General features: G+C 68.5%; 13 protein-coding genes and 3 pseudogenes. 8 read left to right on the forward strand and 8 right to left on the reverse strand.

The genetic code is table 11. The annotated features are described in order from the left end of the window. The 3 genes and pseudogenes from BIX52_RS11395 to BIX52_RS24070 form a co-directional block, all read right to left on the reverse strand. Positions 1 to 193 (reverse strand): transposase (locus tag BIX52_RS11395; RefSeq protein ID WP_075221223.1); only part of this gene is annotated, 193 nt, incomplete at its 3' end. A 135-nt stretch (positions 194 to 328) separates the two neighbouring features. Continuing rightward, positions 329 to 898: pseudogene (locus BIX52_RS23940) on the reverse strand (IS66 family transposase); the annotation flags it as partial. Further along, positions 872 to 1,437 (reverse strand): annotated as a pseudogene (locus tag BIX52_RS24070) (IS66 family transposase); the annotation flags it as partial. The pseudogenes BIX52_RS23940 and BIX52_RS24070, both read right to left, overlap by 27 nt. On the opposite strand from BIX52_RS24070, the pseudogene BIX52_RS11415 reads away from it, so the two are divergent. Beyond that, positions 1,425 to 2,530, forward strand: a pseudogene (locus BIX52_RS11415) (IS256 family transposase); the annotation flags it as partial. The pseudogenes BIX52_RS24070 and BIX52_RS11415 sit on opposite strands and share 13 nt — an antisense overlap. Positions 2,531 to 2,952: 422 nt before the next feature. Here the strand turns inward: BIX52_RS11415 and tnpB are convergent. From tnpB to BIX52_RS11450, 5 genes are all read right to left on the reverse strand, one after another. Continuing rightward, on the reverse strand, positions 2,953 to 3,696 hold the full coding sequence (tnpB, locus tag BIX52_RS23665) for an IS66 family insertion sequence element accessory protein TnpB (protein WP_139312753.1): 744 nt from the start codon (positions 3,694 to 3,696) through the stop codon (positions 2,953 to 2,955). A gap of 286 nt (positions 3,697 to 3,982) precedes the next feature. Beyond that, positions 3,983 to 5,146 carry a 3-hydroxy-D-aspartate aldolase BhcC gene (gene bhcC / locus BIX52_RS11435; protein ID WP_075221227.1) on the reverse strand — a complete coding sequence of 388 codons (1,164 nt, stop codon included), beginning with the start codon at positions 5,144 to 5,146 and terminating at the stop codon, positions 3,983 to 3,985. A gap of 648 nt (positions 5,147 to 5,794) precedes the next feature. Then, positions 5,795 to 7,264, reverse strand: coding sequence for an alanine/glycine:cation symporter family protein (locus BIX52_RS11440; RefSeq protein ID WP_075221228.1), 1,470 nt, complete (start codon positions 7,262 to 7,264; stop codon positions 5,795 to 5,797). Between the two features lie 222 nt (positions 7,265 to 7,486). After that, complete coding sequence (locus tag BIX52_RS11445) at positions 7,487 to 8,452, reverse strand: P1 family peptidase (protein ID WP_075221229.1); 966 nt, start codon at positions 8,450 to 8,452, stop codon at positions 7,487 to 7,489. 28 nt (positions 8,453 to 8,480) lie between these two features. Next, positions 8,481 to 9,632 carry a hypothetical protein gene (locus BIX52_RS11450; protein ID WP_075221230.1) on the reverse strand — a complete coding sequence of 384 codons (1,152 nt, stop codon included), beginning with the start codon at positions 9,630 to 9,632 and terminating at the stop codon, positions 8,481 to 8,483. A 159-nt stretch (positions 9,633 to 9,791) separates the two neighbouring features. On the opposite strand from BIX52_RS11450, the gene glmU reads away from it, so the two are divergent. The 7 genes from glmU to pdhA all read left to right on the forward strand — a co-directional run bounded on the left by glmU (position 9,792) and on the right by pdhA (position 17,567). Beyond that, a complete protein-coding gene (glmU, locus tag BIX52_RS11455; RefSeq protein ID WP_075221231.1) occupies positions 9,792 to 11,117 on the forward strand; it encodes a bifunctional UDP-N-acetylglucosamine diphosphorylase/glucosamine-1-phosphate N-acetyltransferase GlmU in 1,326 nt (441 codons plus the stop codon). A 93-nt stretch (positions 11,118 to 11,210) separates the two neighbouring features. Next, positions 11,211 to 11,756, forward strand: coding sequence for a hypothetical protein (locus tag BIX52_RS11460; RefSeq protein ID WP_139312754.1), 546 nt, complete (start codon positions 11,211 to 11,213; stop codon positions 11,754 to 11,756). Positions 11,757 to 11,948: 192 nt separating this feature from the next. Beyond that, positions 11,949 to 13,775 (forward strand): glutamine--fructose-6-phosphate transaminase (isomerizing), encoded by a 1,827-nt coding sequence (gene glmS, locus BIX52_RS11465; RefSeq protein ID WP_075221233.1) that lies wholly within the window; start codon positions 11,949 to 11,951, stop codon positions 13,773 to 13,775. A 143-nt stretch (positions 13,776 to 13,918) separates the two neighbouring features. After that, complete coding sequence (locus tag BIX52_RS11470) at positions 13,919 to 14,743, forward strand: DUF502 domain-containing protein (protein WP_083660187.1); 825 nt, start codon at positions 13,919 to 13,921, stop codon at positions 14,741 to 14,743. Positions 14,744 to 14,896: 153 nt separating this feature from the next. After that, positions 14,897 to 15,847 (forward strand): glycine--tRNA ligase subunit alpha, encoded by a 951-nt coding sequence (locus tag BIX52_RS11475; RefSeq protein WP_075221234.1) that lies wholly within the window; start codon positions 14,897 to 14,899, stop codon positions 15,845 to 15,847. A 133-nt stretch (positions 15,848 to 15,980) separates the two neighbouring features. Then, positions 15,981 to 16,337 carry an FtsB family cell division protein gene (locus BIX52_RS11480; RefSeq protein WP_075221235.1) on the forward strand — a complete coding sequence of 119 codons (357 nt, stop codon included), beginning with the start codon at positions 15,981 to 15,983 and terminating at the stop codon, positions 16,335 to 16,337. 219 nt (positions 16,338 to 16,556) lie between these two features. Beyond that, the gene (gene pdhA / locus BIX52_RS11485; protein WP_075221236.1) at positions 16,557 to 17,567 is read left to right on the forward strand and encodes a pyruvate dehydrogenase (acetyl-transferring) E1 component subunit alpha; all 1,011 of its coding nucleotides are present in this window, start codon (positions 16,557 to 16,559) and stop codon (positions 17,565 to 17,567) included. Positions 17,568 to 17,626: the final 59 nt, after the last annotated feature.

The following is a 17,626-nucleotide window of genomic DNA, read 5'->3' on the forward strand; positions in this document are numbered from 1 at the left end:
GGGCGTTCTCATCCTCCAGCGCCTTCAGCCGCTTGGCGTCCGAGACCTCCATGCCGCCGTAGCGCTTGCGCCAGGTGTAGAAGGTCGCATCGCTGATCCCGTGCTTGCGGCACAGCTCCGCCACGCCAATTCCCGCCGCGTGCTCCTTCAGCACCGCGATTATGTGCTCCTCACTGAAGCGGCTCTTCTTCATCTCCGTCTCCTTCCGACGGAGTCCCGTTCAGACCGAGGACACTTCAGGGGGCAACTTCACCACCCCCAAGAATCCTGCATTCCGTTGGTAGCATCGCGAGCCCGTCAATCTTGCCCGGACCTGACCAAGATCTTCTCAGTGCTCACAAAAGACGCGTGATCGCCGCCGCGCCCTCGGCAACGCCGCCTTCGCAAAAGGCGTAAGCGCGCACCCGACGCCAACACTGCGGAGAGCAGGTGCCAGGGCGTTCGCTCGTCGAGCCGACGATCGGGCGAGCCACCAGCAATGTGCTTGAGTGTGAGGGTTCAGCCAGGCGTGCGGATCAATACCTTTGAGCTTGGCGGTCATAGGCTGTGTTGCGGAGGTGGGCCAGGTTCGCCTGCCGCCGTCAGAGCCCGCGAACAAAGCGTCCTTGCGGGTAGTGGTCTGCGGGCGGATGGCGCGCTCGACGATGTTGGTCTTGAGTTCGACACGCCCATCGTGGAGGACGCGCTCGAGAGCGGCACGCCGCGGCAGGGCGTAGCGGATCACTTCGGCGGTCGTGGTCTTGCGCGGCATGCGGGCAAGCTCCCTGGTCCAGCGCTCGAACAGCTCGGCGACGATCGGAGCGGCGGTCTTCTGACGAACCGCTTGTCGGGCCTCGGCGGAGTGTCCGCGGATATCGGCTTCGAGGCGCCTGAGTGCGACCATGCGCTCCACGGTCCATGTCGCGGTCAGCGATGTACCGGCGACGTGGAGCTCGTAAAACTTGCGGCGCGGATGGGCCTAACAAGGCGGCGAGCCTCATCGGTGCGGTCGACTGCTCCGGATCGTCGAGGCGCTTGTAGGACGTGTAGCCGTCGAGCTGCAGGGTGCCGTTGAAGCCGGTCAGGTGACGCGCAGGGTGGTCGCCGCCGGGGCCATCCTCGAAGAGGTAGTCGACCATAGGAGGGGGCGGTGCCGCCGAAGGGTCGGTCGTCGCGGGGTCAAGCCCATAGCCAGGCTTTCTTCGTCCTGCCGCGGCTGGGGTCGAGGGTCGGCAGCGTCGTCTCGTCGGCGAAGATGCGCAGACCGGCGCGGGTGTGGTCGAGGAGGCGGGCGGCCAGTGGCTCGAGGTGGAAGCCGATCCGTCCCATCCAGCCGGCCGTCAGGTTGCGGCCGAGCTCGACGGCGTCGCGGCGGTAAATGTCTTCCTGGCGGTAGAGTGGCAGGCCGTCGGCGTATTTGGCGACGGCGACGTGCGCCAAGAGCGATGGCACTGATAGAGGCGCTGCAAAAGGCCGGCGACGGGAATTTTCTACGCAGCCTCGCCGAGACGGTACTGCAGATCCTGATGGAGGCGGACGTGGAGGGCATGTTCTGCGCCCGCCGCGACGAGCGCAGCGGCGAGCGCTCCACCTGGCCTAATGGATACCGCGACCGCAGCCTCGAAAGCCGCCTTGGCCAGCACAACCTGCGCATTCGGAATCTGCACAGCGGGAGCTATTTTCCGCCCTTCCTCGAGGCGCGCAAGACCACGGAGTAGGCGCTGATCTCGGTGATTCAGGAGGCGCGGATCGCCGGCCGCTCGACACGCAAGGGTCGACGATCTCGTTCAGGCGATGGGCCTCAGTGGCATCTCAAAGGGCAAGGTCTCCAAGCTGTGCAAGCAGATCGACGGGCGCGTCGGCGCTTTCCTGAAGCGCCCGCTCGAGGGCGAGTGGGCCTACCTGTGGCTCGATGCCCGTACTTCAAGGTCCGGGAGGGCGGGCGCATCGTGTCATTTGCGGCAATAATCGCCGTGACTGCGAACCGTGATGGGCGGCGCGAGACCGTCGGCCTCCGTATCGGCCCGTCGGAGGCCGAGACGTTCTGGTCGGCCTTCCTCAAAGAGCTTCTGCTGCGGGGGCTCTTCGGCGTGAACCTCGTGATCTCTCACGCCCACGAGGGCCTGAAGGCCGCCATCGCGCGGGTGATCGGCGCGACCTGGCAGAGGTGCCGCGTCCACTTCATGCCCAACGCCCTCGCGCACGTGCCGAAGGGCCAGCACACGGTCGTCGCGGCGGCGATCCAGTAATCCTTCCTGCAGCCCGATCGTGCCGGCGCCGGCGAGGCTTGGCGCCACGTCGCCGAGCAGCTGCGCGTTCCCTGGCCGAAGCGCGGCGCACTCATGGACGAGGCGGAGCATGACGTCCTACCGTATGTCTCCTTCCCCAACCAGCACGGACCAACCTGCACAGGGTGAACCCGCTGGAGCGTCTCAACAAGGAGGTGAAGCGACGGGTCGACGTCGTCGGCATCTTCCCCAACGAGGACAGCATCGTACGCCTCATCGGCGCCGTCCTCTTCAAGGTCAAAGACGCGTGGCAGCTCCAGCACCACAGCCCGGCGTCCGGCTCGATCAGCACCTTCGATCCGCGCCAGATGCTGCGGCAGGGCCTTGCTCGGCCGGGGGGCGTTCGGGCCCTGACCGGATTGGCGGCTTTGATGTATGCCTCGATCGCAGCGACGTCGCTCTGGATCTCTTCGAAGACGAAGGCGTGCTGCTCAGGATCGAGCGTCTCGGCGCGCCGGCCGTAGCCCGCGCGCTCGAGCGGCTTTAGGAGCAAGGTTCAGGCGCTCCATCCGCGCCTCGGCGTCCGCCTTCAGCTGCGCGATCTCGCCCTGAGCGGCGAGGAGCATCGCCTTGGGCGTCATCGAATTGTCGGGAAGATCTGCGGCCGGGGTCATGGCGCGATTGAAACACGCTGCACCGTTTCGTGCCCGCATCAAGCTGCACCTTCAAGTCACCTCGCCACAGGTCAGCCTACTGTGACGGGCCGGCGTTCGCGGGCGGCCTTTGCCTGCGTCCAGTCCTTGCCCTCCACAAGCGCCATCAGCTGGACAGCCGACAGGCGGATCACGCCCTTCTCGATCCGCGGCCAGTGAAAGCCGCGCTCGTCGAGACACTTCGCGAAGAGGCATAGGCCGGTGCCGTCCCACCACACGATCTTCACCCGGTCCGCCCGACTGGCGCGGAACACGTAGAGCGCGCCCGAGAACGGATCACCGCCTCTCGCCTCGACTAGCGCCATCAGGCCCGACGGTCCCTTGCGGAAGTCGACGGGCTTGGTGGCGACGAATACCCGCGCGCCCCCCGGGATCATGCCGCCCGGATCGCCCCCACGATTTCCGCGATTCGCGCCGACGACCCATCGGGTCCCACCCGCACCGTGACGTCGCCAACCACGAGTTCGATCGTTCCACCTTCGTTGCCGGCCCTCCTCGGCTTGCACCGGCACGACGGCGAATGCAGGAGTCTCGGTTCGCGCCCTCATGTCAGCCAGCGCATGCCTGCGCCAGCCGAACACCTGTAGCGGCGACAGGCTATGCGCCCGCGCCAACGCCGACACGGTCACTCCCGGCGTCATCGCCCTGGCAGCGATCTCCTTCTTCGCCGATGCCAACCAGCGCCGTCGTGGCGTCGCAGGGCTCGCATCCAGCCGGAAGACCATCGCGTCGATGAACTGGAAGCTTTTGTGTCCAGACACGGGTCCAGACTGCAAACCAACCTCCTGTACTCACTTCGTGCAGGAGGATCTCAGAACGAAGCCGCCGTCGCTACATGGGCCTCTGTCCGCTTACCGAAAAGCCGCCGCCGGATCCACTGATCCCGCTGTCGTAGGAGCGTTCACCGCAGGCTTCGCCTTGGGCGGTGCGACAGCGAACCCACGAGACATGGCCGACCACGTCCATCTGCCGGGTGGCGACGCATCAGTGCGTCGGCTCGCCACAAGTCGAAGCCGATGGCGCTCAGCAATCGCGCGCGCAATTCCGGGCGAACGTCGACGTTCAGTAGGATTTGCCGCGGGCGGAGACGGGCCAGAGAACCTCGACCTTGCCATCGCGCACGCCCACGTACCAGTCGTGGAGGTTGCACGTCGGATCGCAGTGGCCGGGCACGAGCCGCAGCTTCTCGTTGATCGAGAGGGAGCCGGTCGGATCCTCGATGTTGCCGTGCTCGTCGGAGGTGCGCACGTAGGTCACGTCGGTCCGGCAGAAGACGACGGGAAGGCCGCTGTCGACGGAGAGCGCCTTCAGCCCCGCATCGCACACGGCAAGGTCCGGCTTCGCATGGCTCATCACGCTGGTGAGGACGAAGAGGGCGTTCTCCCACTCTGCCCCGTCGAGCCGGGCGCCGTCGGCGGTCTCGATACGCCCATAGTCGGCGTCCATGAAGGCGTAGCTGCCGCACTGCAATTCGTTGAAGATGCCGGACCCGCTCTCGAACGCATAGGAGCCGGTGCCGCCGCCGGACACGATCGCCGGCGCGAGACCTGCCGCTGTGAGGGCAGCGCAAGCCTCCTTCACCATGACGATCGCCGCCGCGGAGGCGGCCTCCCGCGCAGCGAATGTCGGCAGATGTTGCATCGCCCCCTGGTAGGCCTGCAGGCCCTCGAAGCGCAGCCCAGGGGCGCCGTCGATCGCGCGGGCGAGCTCCACCACGGCAGCGCTCGTCGTGACGCCGCAGCGTTGCGCGCCACAGTCGAGCTCGACGAGGCAGCCGAGCGTGGTCCCGTGGGCGGTGGCGGCGGCAGACAGGTCGGCGATGTTCGCCGCATCGTCGACGCAGACGGAGACCGATGCGCCGCGCAGGGGAAGACGCGCCAGCCGATCGATCTTCACGCGGTCCGTCACCTGGTTGGAGACGAGGACGTCTTCGATCCCGCCGCGGACGAACGCCTCTGCCTCGGACACCTTTTGGCAGCATACACCGACCGCGCCGCCCTCGGCCAACTGCAGCTTGGCGACGTCGACGGACTTGTGCATCTTGCCGTGGACGCGCAGCCGCATGCCATGGGCTCGGACGAATGCGCCCATCTTGCGCACATTGCGTTCCAGTGCGTCGAGGTCGAGGACGAGGCAGGGTGTCTGAATGTCGGCTTCGTCCATGCCGGGGAGGGCGGGCACGTCGTAGCCGAGCTCGAGGCCGGTGAAGTCGTGCGTCGTATCCATGGGCCTCAACCTTCTGTGATCATCTGCCCGGCGTGGGCATCGGGGGCGTGTAACGGAGATCTTGGGGTCCAACGCGGCGGCCCCGCTGTCAATCGCCCACGCTTGCCCAGTGGAAAATCAGGCGAGCCAGCCGCCGGTGGATGCGGCGCTGGCTGCAAGCGTCTGACGTTCTGCTGGCGGCGTGTCCATCTCCCGCCGGAATACAAAGGCGCAGGGCCGCCGCCGAGGCGCCCTCTCGTGATGCCTAAAGCTCCGCCACGGCCGCTTGGAGCGGCCTTTGGCAGCAGACCGATGCCAAGCAAAGGCGCTGCGCCGCCAAGCGCTGGTCGACCGGTGCGATCAGGACTGGCGACCGGGTCCGTCGCCGTGGCGTGGCGCCCGGCGGCTCACGACGCTGGGAAAGAGCATCAAACGCCGCTCCTCCCCGTGGTCCTTTTCCGAACGCGGCTACCGCCCATCGCGCCCTGGCGCTTTCGATCGGGTGCGGGCGGAAGGTCAGCTCAGGGCACGCACGGGAAACTGGGGCCGCATTCGGAGGCTTTTTGCGCGTGGGTCAGCCCAGGGGGCGCAGCAGAAACCGCCTGCGGTCGCGCCGGGGACGGGCCGACCGCCGCTTTCCTCGCGGCGGCCGTCCGCTGCCCCTCGGCCTTATTCGGCGGGCGCGGCCGCCATCGCGCCGGACGGCGGCGGCGTCGGCGTGGCGGCGGTCGCCGGCCAGGCCGCGGCGTCGAGATCGAGGTCGGCATAGTTCGCGGGGTCGAGAACGGGATCCTCCACGCCGGCCTTCAACTGAGTGGTGAAGTCGCGCAGCATCCTGAGCCCGATCGGAAACAGCATGAGCATCGCCATCAGGTTGACGAGGGCGAGGATGCCCATCATCGGATCGGAGAAGAAGAACACCGCCGTGGCACCCGGCGCCGACGCCCCCGCGAACACCAGAAGAATGACCAGGATGCGCAGGATCGTCTGGCCGATCTTGCCTTCGGTGAACACCGAAAGCGCCGTCTCGCCGAGGTAATAGTTGTAGATGATGGACGAGAAGGCGAAGAGCAGCACCGCGAGCGCCAGGAACTTGTCCGCCCAGCCGCCAACATGGCTCACCAGCGCCTGCTGGGTGAGGACGACGCCGTCGATGTCGGCGCCCGGCTGGTAGACGTCGGACAGAAGGATCATGAACGCGGTGCAGCTGCAGATGACCATGGTGTCGATGAACACCGAGAGCGACTGCACGACGCCCTGGCTGACCGGGTGCTTCACGTAGGCGATCGCCGCCACGTTGGGCGCCGAGCCGAGCCCCGCCTCGTTGGAGAAGAGGCCGCGCCGCAACCCCTGCGAGATCGCCGCGCCGATGCCGCCGGCCACCGCCTCGCGGAACCCGAAGGCGTTGGCGAAGATGTCGATCAACACGCCCGGCAGCGAGCCGATGTTGAGGATGATGACGACGAGGGCGAGGCCGATATAGCCGAACGCCATCACCGGAACGACGACGTCGGCCACCTTGGCGATGCGCTTGATGCCGCCGAACACCACCAGCGCCGTCAGCACCGCGAAGGCGAGGCCGGAATAGAGGCGGGAGATGCCGAAGCTCTCCTCCATCGCGCCGGCGACGGTGTTGCCTTGAAAGGCGTTGAAGCCGAAGGCGAAGGCGGCGATGAGGCAGACCGCGTAGACGATGGCGAGCCAGGTGAAGTTTTTGCCGAGGCCGTGGATGATGTATTGGGCCGGGCCGCCGCGGTAGGAGCCGTCCGGCTCGGTGCGCTTGAAGAGCTGGGCGAGCGAGCACTCGAACAGGCTGGTCGCCATGCCGACGAGGGCGATCGCCCACATCCAGAACACCGCGCCGGGACCACCCAGCGTGATCGCCACGGCGACACCGGCGATGTTGCCGCCGCCGACGCGCCCGCCGACCGAGACGAGGAGCGCCTCGCGCGAGGAGATGTGCTCGCCGCCGCCGGGCGCCGACTTGGTGAGAACGCCGAACATGCGGCCGAAGAAGCGCAGCTGAACGAACTGCGATGCCAATGTGAAGAATACGCCGAGGACGACCAGGAAGGGGATCAGCGACCATCCCCAAGTGAAGTCGCCGATGGCGTCGAAAAATTCGCGGATAAGGTCCATTGAAGCCTCAAAGATGACGCCCTGCCGCCGCAGGCACGGGCCACGTGCGGGCCGCCGCCGTCATGGGGCGAAGCGCACCAGATGCGGCAACATGACATCGCGTGGCGCTTAACCTGTCAATAATTTGGTCATGTCGGATAATTCGGCACGCGCCGCGGGCCACGGGCGGGCGGGAAACACCCAGCGTGTGCCGGCCGCCGACGTGCGATCAGCCCAAGCGGGTCAGCCGAAGCGCTGATGCCAGGTCGGCATCCGGTCGGCCGGGTGGGGCGTCGCGGCATAGACACCGCGGGCGACGGCGCGGGCGAGGCACCGCGCGGCGGCGGCGTGGAGCGCCATCGCCTCGGTCAGCGAGGCGGGGGCGGGCGCGCGGCCGGTGCTGGCGGCGAACACCGTGTCACCGTCCATCACCGTGTGCGCGGGCCAGATGGCGAGTGCCAGCCCGTCGTGGGCGGCGACCGCCAGCCTCTGCGCCTCGGACCCAGTCAAGGCCGCGTCGGTGGCGACCAGCGCGATGGTGGTGTTGGAGCGCAAGACCTCGCCCGCCTTGGTGGTGGCGCCGGAAAAGTCGGCCGAGGCGGGGGCGGGGGGCAGGCCGCCGAACTCGCCGTCCACCTCGAACGGGGCGGCGCGGAACCAGGGGCCGTTCAGCGCCACGGTGGACCCCAGCGCGTTGACGACCACCATGGCGCCGACGGTAGCCGCGCCCACCGTCTCGGACGCGGAGCCGAAGCCGCCCTTGAGCGTGGCCGTGGTGGCGTTGGTGCCGGCGCCGATGGTGCCGAGCGTGCGGTCCGGCGGCCCGAAGGCGGCCTCCACGCTGGCCTCGCCGAGCACCCGGAAGTCGGGCCGCTCGCCGGAGAGGTCGAAGACCACCGCGGCGGGAACGATGGGGACGCGGTGTTCGCGCACGGGAAAACCGCGCCCGCGGGCGGCGAGCGCCAGCATCACCCCGTCCGCAGCCGCAAGCCCGAAGGCGGACCCGCCGGTGAGGCAGATGGCGTCGACACCGGGGGAGAGGCGCGAGGGATCCAGCGCGTCCGTCTCGCGCGTGCCGGGGGCCCCGCCGTGGATGGCGACGGCGGCGACGGCGGGCGTATCGAACACCGCCGTGGAGACGCCCGTGCGCCGCTCGCGGTCGGTGGCGTGGCCGACCTTCAGGCCCGGAACGTCGAGGATGTGGCTCATGGGGCGAGGCTCGCGCGGGTGCCGCGCCTCACGGCAGCGCGGCGATGGAGAGGTTGAGAAGCTGGGGCAGCTTGTCCGGCGTCATCAGCGCGCCGCCGATGAGTTGGGACACGCTGAGCGCGGCCGGCGGCGCCATGGCGACGGAGAGGGTGCCGGGCGCGGCGAGGAAGCTCCTCAGCGCCTCGGTGGCGGACGTGGTCAGCGCAGGGCTGCGCACCATGGAGAGCCCGCGGGCGAGGCCGGCGACGGCGCGTGCGCGCACGGCATCGGGCGTCGATCCGGAGAGGGCGGCGGTGCGGCCGACGATCCGCTCGGTCAACCCGCCGTCCCGGAATGCGACGGTCAGGGCTCCCACCTTCACGCTCTGCAGCAGCGGCAGCATGGTCTGGACCGAGCCGAGACCGGCGCCGAGCTCGGCGAAGCGCTCCTGCGTCAGCCCCGAGGCTTCGGCGGCGAGGGCGAGGGCGCCGAGGTCGTCCGCCGCCAGCGACACCTCGGTGAGCGAAAGGTCGCCCGTGTCGCCGTCCCACCGTCCGGCCAGAACGCCGCTGACGTTGAGGCTCTCATAGCCGAGGTCGATGAGGACATCGGCGGCCGGTCCGCGGAAGAAGGCCGCGCCGAGCTCCGCCCCCTCGAAGGCGACGCGCCCGGCGGCGGGGTTCGCGTCCGCCGCCCGCTCCACGACCACGTTGGCGACGCTGATGCCGGGGCCGTCCGCGGGCCGCGCCTCGAGGTTGGTGAGCGTCATCGTGCCAAAGGTGCCGAGCACGGTGCCGAGCCATGAGCCGCTGCCTTCACGCAAGGCGAGGCGCGGTGCGGTGACGGTGATGGCCGCGGCGGAGGAGCGCGCCCCGCCGTCCCCCTCCATGGCGATGCCGGAATAAAGGATCGCCTCGGCGCGCAGGGCGTAGCGGGCGTCGATCAGCCCGTCCTCGATGGCGATCTGGGTGATCGTCAGACGATCCCCGTAGGCGACCGACCGGGCGGAGAGGCCGGTGAGGGTGGTGGTGATGTCGTCGGTCGCGGCGGCGTCGATCGTCACATCGGTGAAGCCGCCCGATTCCATGATGCGCAGGAAGCCGTCGGCGACCGCGTTGCCCGTCGCCTCGAAGGCGTTCGCCGCCCCGGTGGCGGCCTGGGTCGCGAGGAGGGCGAGGGCGAAAACAAATGACAGGCGCATGGGCGCTCCTTCGTGGGCCCGAATCCGGTAACGGATAGGGACGGCCCGTTCAAATGAAGCTTTGCCGCGCGAACGGGCGGCGGCCCACCTTGCCGCGCGGCGCCGAAGGTGGTGGGTGAAGGTGTCACGCCAAGGGAGAGCGATGTGAAGGCACGGGCATTGGCCGTTGTTCTGGCCGCCGGCAAGGGAACGCGGATGCGCTCCAAGACGCCGAAGGTGCTGCACAAGGTGGGCGGCCTTGCGATGGTGGACCACGTGCTGGCCGCAGCCCGGTCCGCGGGCGCCGCGAAGGCCGCGCTGGTGGTCGGTCCCGATGCGCCGTGGGCCGCCGGGCGCGGGTCGGACACCGTGTCCGTCCACGTCCAGGCCGAGCAGAAGGGGACGGGCGACGCGGTGCTGGCCGCCAAAGAGGCCTTCGCCGGCGCCGACGCCGTCGTGGTCCTCTACGGCGACAACCCGTTGGTGACGGCGGCCACCATAGACCGCATGCTCGACCGCGTTCTGGGCGGGGCGGACCTTGCCGTGCTCGCCTTCCGCACGGATGCGCCGGTCGGCTATGGCCGCATCATCCTCAGCGAATCCGGCAACGTCGTCGCGATCCGCGAGGAGAAGGACGCCAGCCCCGAGGAACGGGCCATCACCCTTTGCAACTCGGGCGTGATGGCGATTCGCGCGGGGGCGCCGCTGGATGCCCTCTCGGCGATCAAGGCGAACAACGCGAAGGGCGAATATTACCTCACCGACCTCGTGGAGATCGGCGCTGCGCGCGGCTTCAACATGGTGTGGGAGGAGGCGCCCTTCAGCGAGGTGATGGGCTGCAACGACCGCGCCCAGCTCGCCGAGGCGGAGGCCGAGTTTCAGCGCCGCGCCCGCGCCAAGGCGCTGGAGACGGCGACGCTGATCGACCCCGCGACGGTCTATTTCAGCCACGACACGGTGATCGGCGAGGACGTCACCATCGAGCCCAACGTGGTCTTCGGCCCCAAGGTGGCGGTGGGCGACGGGGCGAAGATCCTCGCCTTCTGCCATCTCACCGAAACTGTGATCTCGCCGGGCGCGTCGGTCGGGCCGTTCGCCCGTTCGCGCGGCGGCGCGGCGATCGGACCGGGAGCTAAGATCGGCAACTTCGTGGAGCTGAAGAACGCGGCGCTGGCGACGGGCGTGAAGGTCAGCCACCTCACCTATCTCGGCGACGCGTCGGTCGGCGAGGAGGCCAACATCGGCGCCGGCACCATCACCTGCAATTATGACGGGGTGAACAAGCACCGGACCGAGATCGGGGCGGGCGCCTTCATCGGCTCCAACAGCGCACTGGTGGCGCCGGTTTCGATCGGCGAGGGCGCCTTCGTGGCATCGGGCTCCGTCATCACCGAGGACGTTCCGGCCGATGCGCTCGCCATCGCCCGCGGACGCCAGGCGACGAAGCCGGACCGTTCGCCGCTCGCCTCCGGGCGCGACACCGCAAAGCGCGCATCGAAAGGTTAGGTTCGGCCCCGCGCGATGCATCGAAATGGCGTCCCAGCGCATTGTCCTTGCGTGATCGACTGACCCATAGAGGCCAACGGGAGGCCGCCGAGGATGCTGAGGGACCGTATCATCAGGATGTTGGAGCGTGTTCTGGGGGCCGAGGCGCACGACCCGGACCCCACCACGATGAACGCGATGGAGCGCGCCGAGGCGATCAGCGCGATGAGGAAGTCGGGCGCGGGCATGGTGTCGGAGTTCGCCGACGCCACCGAATCGGCCCGCCAATATGCGCGCGAGGCGAATCAGACCGGGCAGGAACCGATGGAGGGCGGGTTCGTCGACGATTCCGAAGACTCCCGGACCCTCGCCCGCGCGGCGAGCGAGAAGGACGGGAGCTACCTGGAATCGGACCTCGTCGACGACAATTGGGATGCCGAGGAGGAGGCCGAGATCGCCTCGCCCGCCAACATGCCGGTCCCGCGCAGCGATCTGATCGATTCCTCCGCCGGCGCGCGTGAAGCGGCCATCCGCGCCTCGGAGAAGAGCTTCGTGCGCGAGGAGGACGACGTGCCGGATGAAGACGAGGACATGCCCCCGCGCGAGGCTGCTGCGGCCACGGGCCCCTCTGACAAGGACGAGGCCGGCGCCAGACCGTGAAGCGCTTTTGCCATCAGCCGTTGAAGCGTGCGGTTTCGTAATCACTATTGAAGTGCAATAGGGTCCGAGTCAGCTACACCGGGCGAGTTGCAGGGCGGCAAGGGGAGTGGGGCGCGTCCCGCTGCCACGCGGCCCGAAACAGCCGGATGCCGTGCAAGGGCGCGGTGAGATCGAGTGAAGGCGGGGGCCAGCATGTGCGGTATTGTCGGAGTCATCGGAGCCGAAGACGCGGCGCCGCTCATTCTGGATGCGTTGAAGCGGCTTGAATATCGCGGTTACGATTCGGCCGGCATCGCCGCGGTGACGGCCGATGGCGCGATGGACCGCGTGCGCGCCTCCGGCAAGCTGCGCAATCTCGAGAAGGCGATGGCGGGTCATCCGCTGGCCGGGGGAACGGGTATCGGCCACACCCGCTGGGCGACCCATGGTGCGCCGACGGACGGCAATGCGCACCCCCATGTGGCCGGCCGCGTCGCGGTGGTTCACAACGGCATCATCGAGAATTTTCGCGAGCTGCGCCGCGCGCTGGAAGACTCCGGCGCGACCCTGACGTCCGAGACCGATACCGAGCCCGTGGCGCACCTCCTCGACCGGGCGCTCGGCGCCGGGGCGGACCTGCGCACGGCGCTGGTGGAGACGCTTGGCGCGCTGGAAGGCGCCTACGGCCTCGCCTTCTCCTTCGCCGGCCAGCCGCAGACGCTTGCGGCAGCGCGCTTCGGCAGTCCGCTCGCCATCGGCCTTGCCGACGACATCAAGATGATCGGCTCCGACGCGATTGCCCTCGCACCGTTCTGCGACGAGATCATCTACCTCGAGGACGGCGACTTCGCGATCCTCTCCGCCGACAAGGTGGAGGTGTTCGCCAAGGACGGAACGCCGGTGGAACGCCCCGCCCAGCCGGTGCCGATGCAGGTGTCGCTGGCCGAGAAGGGCAACTACCGCCACTTCATGGCCAAAGAGATCCACGAGCAGCCGGAAGTCATCGCCCGCACGCTCAGCCATTATATCGACGTCGGCGCGGGAACGGTGCGCTCAAGCGCTGCGCCGGTGGATTTCCGCAAAGTGAGCCGCCTGTCCATCTCGGCATGCGGCACGGCCTATTATGCCGGCCTTGTCGCGCGGTACTGGTTCGAGCGGCTGGCGCGTCTGCCGGTGGACCTCGATGTGGCGTCCGAATACCGCTACCGCTCGCAGCTCTTCGCGGCGGACGAGTTGGCGCTCTTCATCTCCCAGTCGGGCGAGACGGCGGACACGCTGGCGGGCCTGCGCGCGGCCAAGGCGGGCGGGCAGACCATCGCCGCCGTCGTCAACGTGCCGACCTCCACCATGGCGCGCGAGGCGGACATCGTGCTGCCGACCCTGGCGGGACCTGAGATCGGCGTCGCCTCCACCAAGGCGTTCACCTGCCAGCTCTCGACCCTCGCCGCGCTGGCGGTGAAGGCGGGCATCGACCGCGGCACGCTCGCCCCATTCGAGGCGGAAGGCTTCCTCAACGCGCTGGCCGAGCTGCCGCGCCTGGTGGCCGAGGCGGTGACCCTGGAACACGCCATCGAACGGGTGGCGCGGATCGTGGCCCCGGCCCGCTCGGCGCTCTTCCTCGGCCGCGGCACATCGTTCGCGGTGGCGATGGAGGGGGCGCTGAAGCTGAAGGAGCTCAGCTACATCCACGCCGAGGCCTATGCGGCGGGCGAACTGAAACACGGCCCCATCGCGCTGGTGGACGACGAGCTTCCGGTGATCGTCATCGCCCCCTATGATGACCTCTTTGCCAAGACCGTCTCCAACATGCAGGAGGTGCATGCGCGCGGCGGGCGGATCATCGCGGTGACGGACGCGCGCGGCGCCCACGCCATCGGCGACACGGCGGAGGAGCTGATCGTTCTTCCGGACGTCCCGGCCTTCGTCGCGCCGGTGGTGGCGACGGTGCCGATGCAGCTCCTCGCCTACCACGCGGCCATCATCAACGGCACGGATGTCGACCAGCCCCGGAACCTCGCCAAATCCGTTACAGTTGAGTAATTTGCGCCGGCGAGACGTGGTGCGCATATTAGGGTTCTCTCGAACAATCATGCGCTGACGCCGGGGCGGAGCGCACCGGCGCGCGCCGTCTTGCCTGCTTGCGGGCGGTCGACGATGGCCCCGGACGAAGGGGTGGTGGTGAGATGGACGAACAGCACAGCGAACCCCGTCACGGTCACCGCAGGCTGATGGTCAACCGGCTGAGGAATTATCTGATCACGGGCGTGATCGTCGCCGCACCGCTGACGATCACGGTCTATCTGGTCGCGTCCATCGTCAGCTATGTGGACGGTGTGGTGAAGCCGTGGATTCCGATCGCCTGGAACCCGGAGACCTACGTTCCCTTTCCGCTTCCGGGCATCGGCGTCGTCGTCGCGGTCGTCGGCCTGGTTCTGCTGGGCTTTTTGACGGCGAACATCTTCGGCCGCACGATCCTGGCGCTGGGCGAGGCGATTCTCGCCCGCATGCCCCTGATCCGCAACGTCTATGCGGCGCTGAAGCAGATCTTCGAGACGGCGCTTTCGGAGCGCAGCCACACCTTCCGGCGGGCCGGGTTGATCGAATATCCGCGCAAGGGGGTGTGGTCGCTGGTCTTCATCGCCACCGACGTGAAGGGGGAGATCGGCCACCGGCTGGGCGACGACGACGACGCGATCTCCGTCTTCCTGCCGACGACGCCGAACCCCACGTCCGGCTTCCTCCTGTTCGTGCCCCGGCGGGACGTTCTGGTGCTCGACATGTCGGTCGAGGATGCGGCGAAGCTGGTCATCTCGGCCGGGCTCATCACGCCGCGCTGGGCGCCGAAGGGGCAGCTTCACAGCCGCTCGACGGGGGCGCCGAATGCGCCCAAACACCCGCACATCGCCGGCGAGGCGGTGGAGGTGCCGATTCGCGGCACGCTGCCGGAGGACGACAGGCGCGCCGCCGAGGAGGCCGAGGCCGAGCGCACCAAGACGCCGACGAACTGAGACGCGGGCCGCCGGGCGCAGAATCGGCGCGCGGGCGTCTCTTTTGGCCGGCCGCGGGCTTGCCTCCCGCGCCGGAGGCTTTAGGAACGCCGGCACGGCCTGCGGCGGCGCTTTCACGGCGCGGCGGGCTCCACGACACGCATTGGATCACCGATGGCCGAGCTTTCACCGACGGACCCGCGTTCCTCCTTCCAGTCCATGATCCTGGCGCTGCAGGCCTATTGGGCGGCGCGCGGCTGCGCCATCCTGCAGCCCTACGATATGGAAGTGGGCGCGGGCACGTTCCATCCGGCGACCACCTTGCGTGCGCTGGGGCCGCGTCCCTGGCGGGCGGCCTATGTGCAGCCCTCCCGCCGCCCCGGCGACGGGCGCTACGGCGAGAACCCCAACCGCCTGCAGCACTACTACCAGTTCCAGGTCATCCTGAAGCCGAGCCCCGCGGACCTGCAGGCACTCTATCTCGGCTCGCTCGACGCCATCGGCATCGACCTGAAGCGCCACGACGTGCGCTTCGTCGAAGACGACTGGGAGAGCCCGACGCTGGGCGCCTGGGGTCTCGGCTGGGAGTGCTGGTGCGACGGGATGGAGGTCTCGCAGTTCACCTATTTCCAGCAGGTCTGCGGGATCGACTGCCGTCCGGTGTCGGGCGAGCTGACCTACGGGCTGGAGCGCCTCGCGATGTACGTGCAAGGCGTCGAGAATGTCTACGATCTCACCTACGTGGCCGAATCGGAGCTGGGGCCGCGGGTCTCCTATGGCGAGGTCTTCCTGCAGGCGGAGCGGGAATATTCGGCCCACAATTTCGAACATGCGGACACCGAGATGCTGCTGCGCCATTTCCGCGACGCCGAAGCCGAGTGCCACGCGCTGCTTTCGGCCGGTGCGCCGGGCGAGGAGGGGGCGATGCACCGCATGGTGCTGCCGGCCTACGACCAGACCATCAAGGCGAGCCACATCTTCAACCTGCTCGACGCGCGCGGCGTGATCTCGGTGACGGAGCGGCAGGGCTATATCGGCCGAGTGCGCGCGCTGGCGAAGGCGTGCGGCGAGGCCTACCTTCTGACCGAAGGCGGCGGCTTCGGCTACACGGCGGACGCGGCCTGATCCGCGCCCGGCCCCGCGGCGCAACGCCACAAGGGGGACCCGCCGCGGCGGCGCGGGGTGGCGGGCGCCCCCTCGCGAAAGGTCGCGTTAAACCCCGCCGTGCTTTGGTCGGGCATCCTCATGGACGGACCCGATGCCCACGCGCCACCGACGTCGATCCCGCTTTACCTTCTTCCTTCTGCCGCTGCTTCTGGTGGCTGTCGCCGTCTATTTCGGCTGGCAGTCCGGCCGTGGCGACTATGGCGACGAGGCGCGCGAAGCGCTCCGCGTCGACCGTGCGGAGCTCGAGGCCGAGCTTGCCGAACTCGTCGCTGAGCGCGAGCATCTGCAGGACCGCGTGCGCCGTCTGAGGGTCGACGCGCTCGATGCTGACCTTCTCGACGAGCGCGCCCGTGCGCAGCTCAACATGGCGCACGCCAACGAGATCGTCATCCTGCATGGCAGCAATACGGCACAGTCTCAGCTGATCCTCGGCGCGCACGGCAACTGAGCCGCCCGCGCGCCCTGCGCGGCTGTGAAACTGCGCCGCGCCGCCGGCCTTGCGCCCCGTCTTGCGCACTCCTCGCCGTGCGCCCACGCCACAGGGTCGCACCCCGTCCAGCCGGCCATCTCGCCGTTGCATGGCGTCGCACAAAACGGGCTCCCCGCTTTGCGTTCACCCGGGCGTAGTCTAGGTTCACCCCAAAAGCGCGACGTTAGGAGGGGGCCGATGGCCGTCGAAGCCAAAGCGAAGGAAACGGGGGGCGGCGAGACCGGCACCCAATTTACGGTGGACGACTATCGGCGCGCCTACGAGGACATGCTCCTCATCCGCCGTTTCGAGGAGAAGGCCGGCCAGCTCTACGGCATGGGTCTCATCGGCGGGTTCTGCCACCTTTATATCGGCCAGGAAGCCGTCGTCGTCGGCGCACAGATGGCGATGCAGGAGGGCGACCAGGTCATCACCGGCTACCGTGACCACGGCCACATGCTGGCCACCGGCATGGACGCCAAGGGCGTGATGGCCGAGCTGACGGGCCGTGCCTCGGGCTATTCCAAGGGCAAGGGCGGCTCGATGCACATGTTCAGCGTCGAGAAGAACTTCTACGGCGGCCACGGCATCGTCGGCGCGCAGGTCTCGCTCGGCACGGGCATCGCCTTCGCCAACCGCTACCGCGAGAACGGCGCGGTAGCGCTGACCTATTTCGGTGACGGCGCGTCGAACCAGGGCCAGGTCTACGAGAGCTTCAACATGGCCAAGCTCTGGTCGCTGCCGGTCGTCTACATGATCGAAAACAACAAGTACGGCATGGGCACCTCCATCGACCGTGCGTCGGCCAACACCGACCTGTCGCAGCGCGGCGCCTCGTTCGGCATTCCGGGCGAGCAGGTGGACGGCATGCATGTGGAGACCATGCGCGACGCGGTGGCCCGCGCGCTGGAGCATGCGCGCAGCGGCAAGGGGCCGTACATCCTCGAGATGTTGACCTACCGCTACCGCGGCCACTCCATGTCGGACCCGGCAAAGTACCGCACGCGCGACGAGGTGAACGAGTACCGCCAGAAGCGCGACCCGATCGACCATGTGCGCGACATTCTGATCAGCCAGCACGGCGTGAAGGAAGACGCGATCAAGGCGATCGACAAGCGGGTGCGCGACACGGTGAACACGGCGGCGGAGTTTGCGCAGTCGGAGCCCGAGCCCGATCCGTCGGAGCTGTGGACGGACGTGGTGCGGTGATGGCGGCTCGGCCTTCGCGCGGTTGGTCCGCGCCCCTCACGTCACCGGCAAACAACAAG

The sequence above is a fragment of the Acuticoccus yangtzensis genome, assembly GCF_001927245.1.
GTDB classification, from domain to species: Bacteria; Pseudomonadota; Alphaproteobacteria; order Rhizobiales; family Amorphaceae; genus Acuticoccus; species Acuticoccus yangtzensis.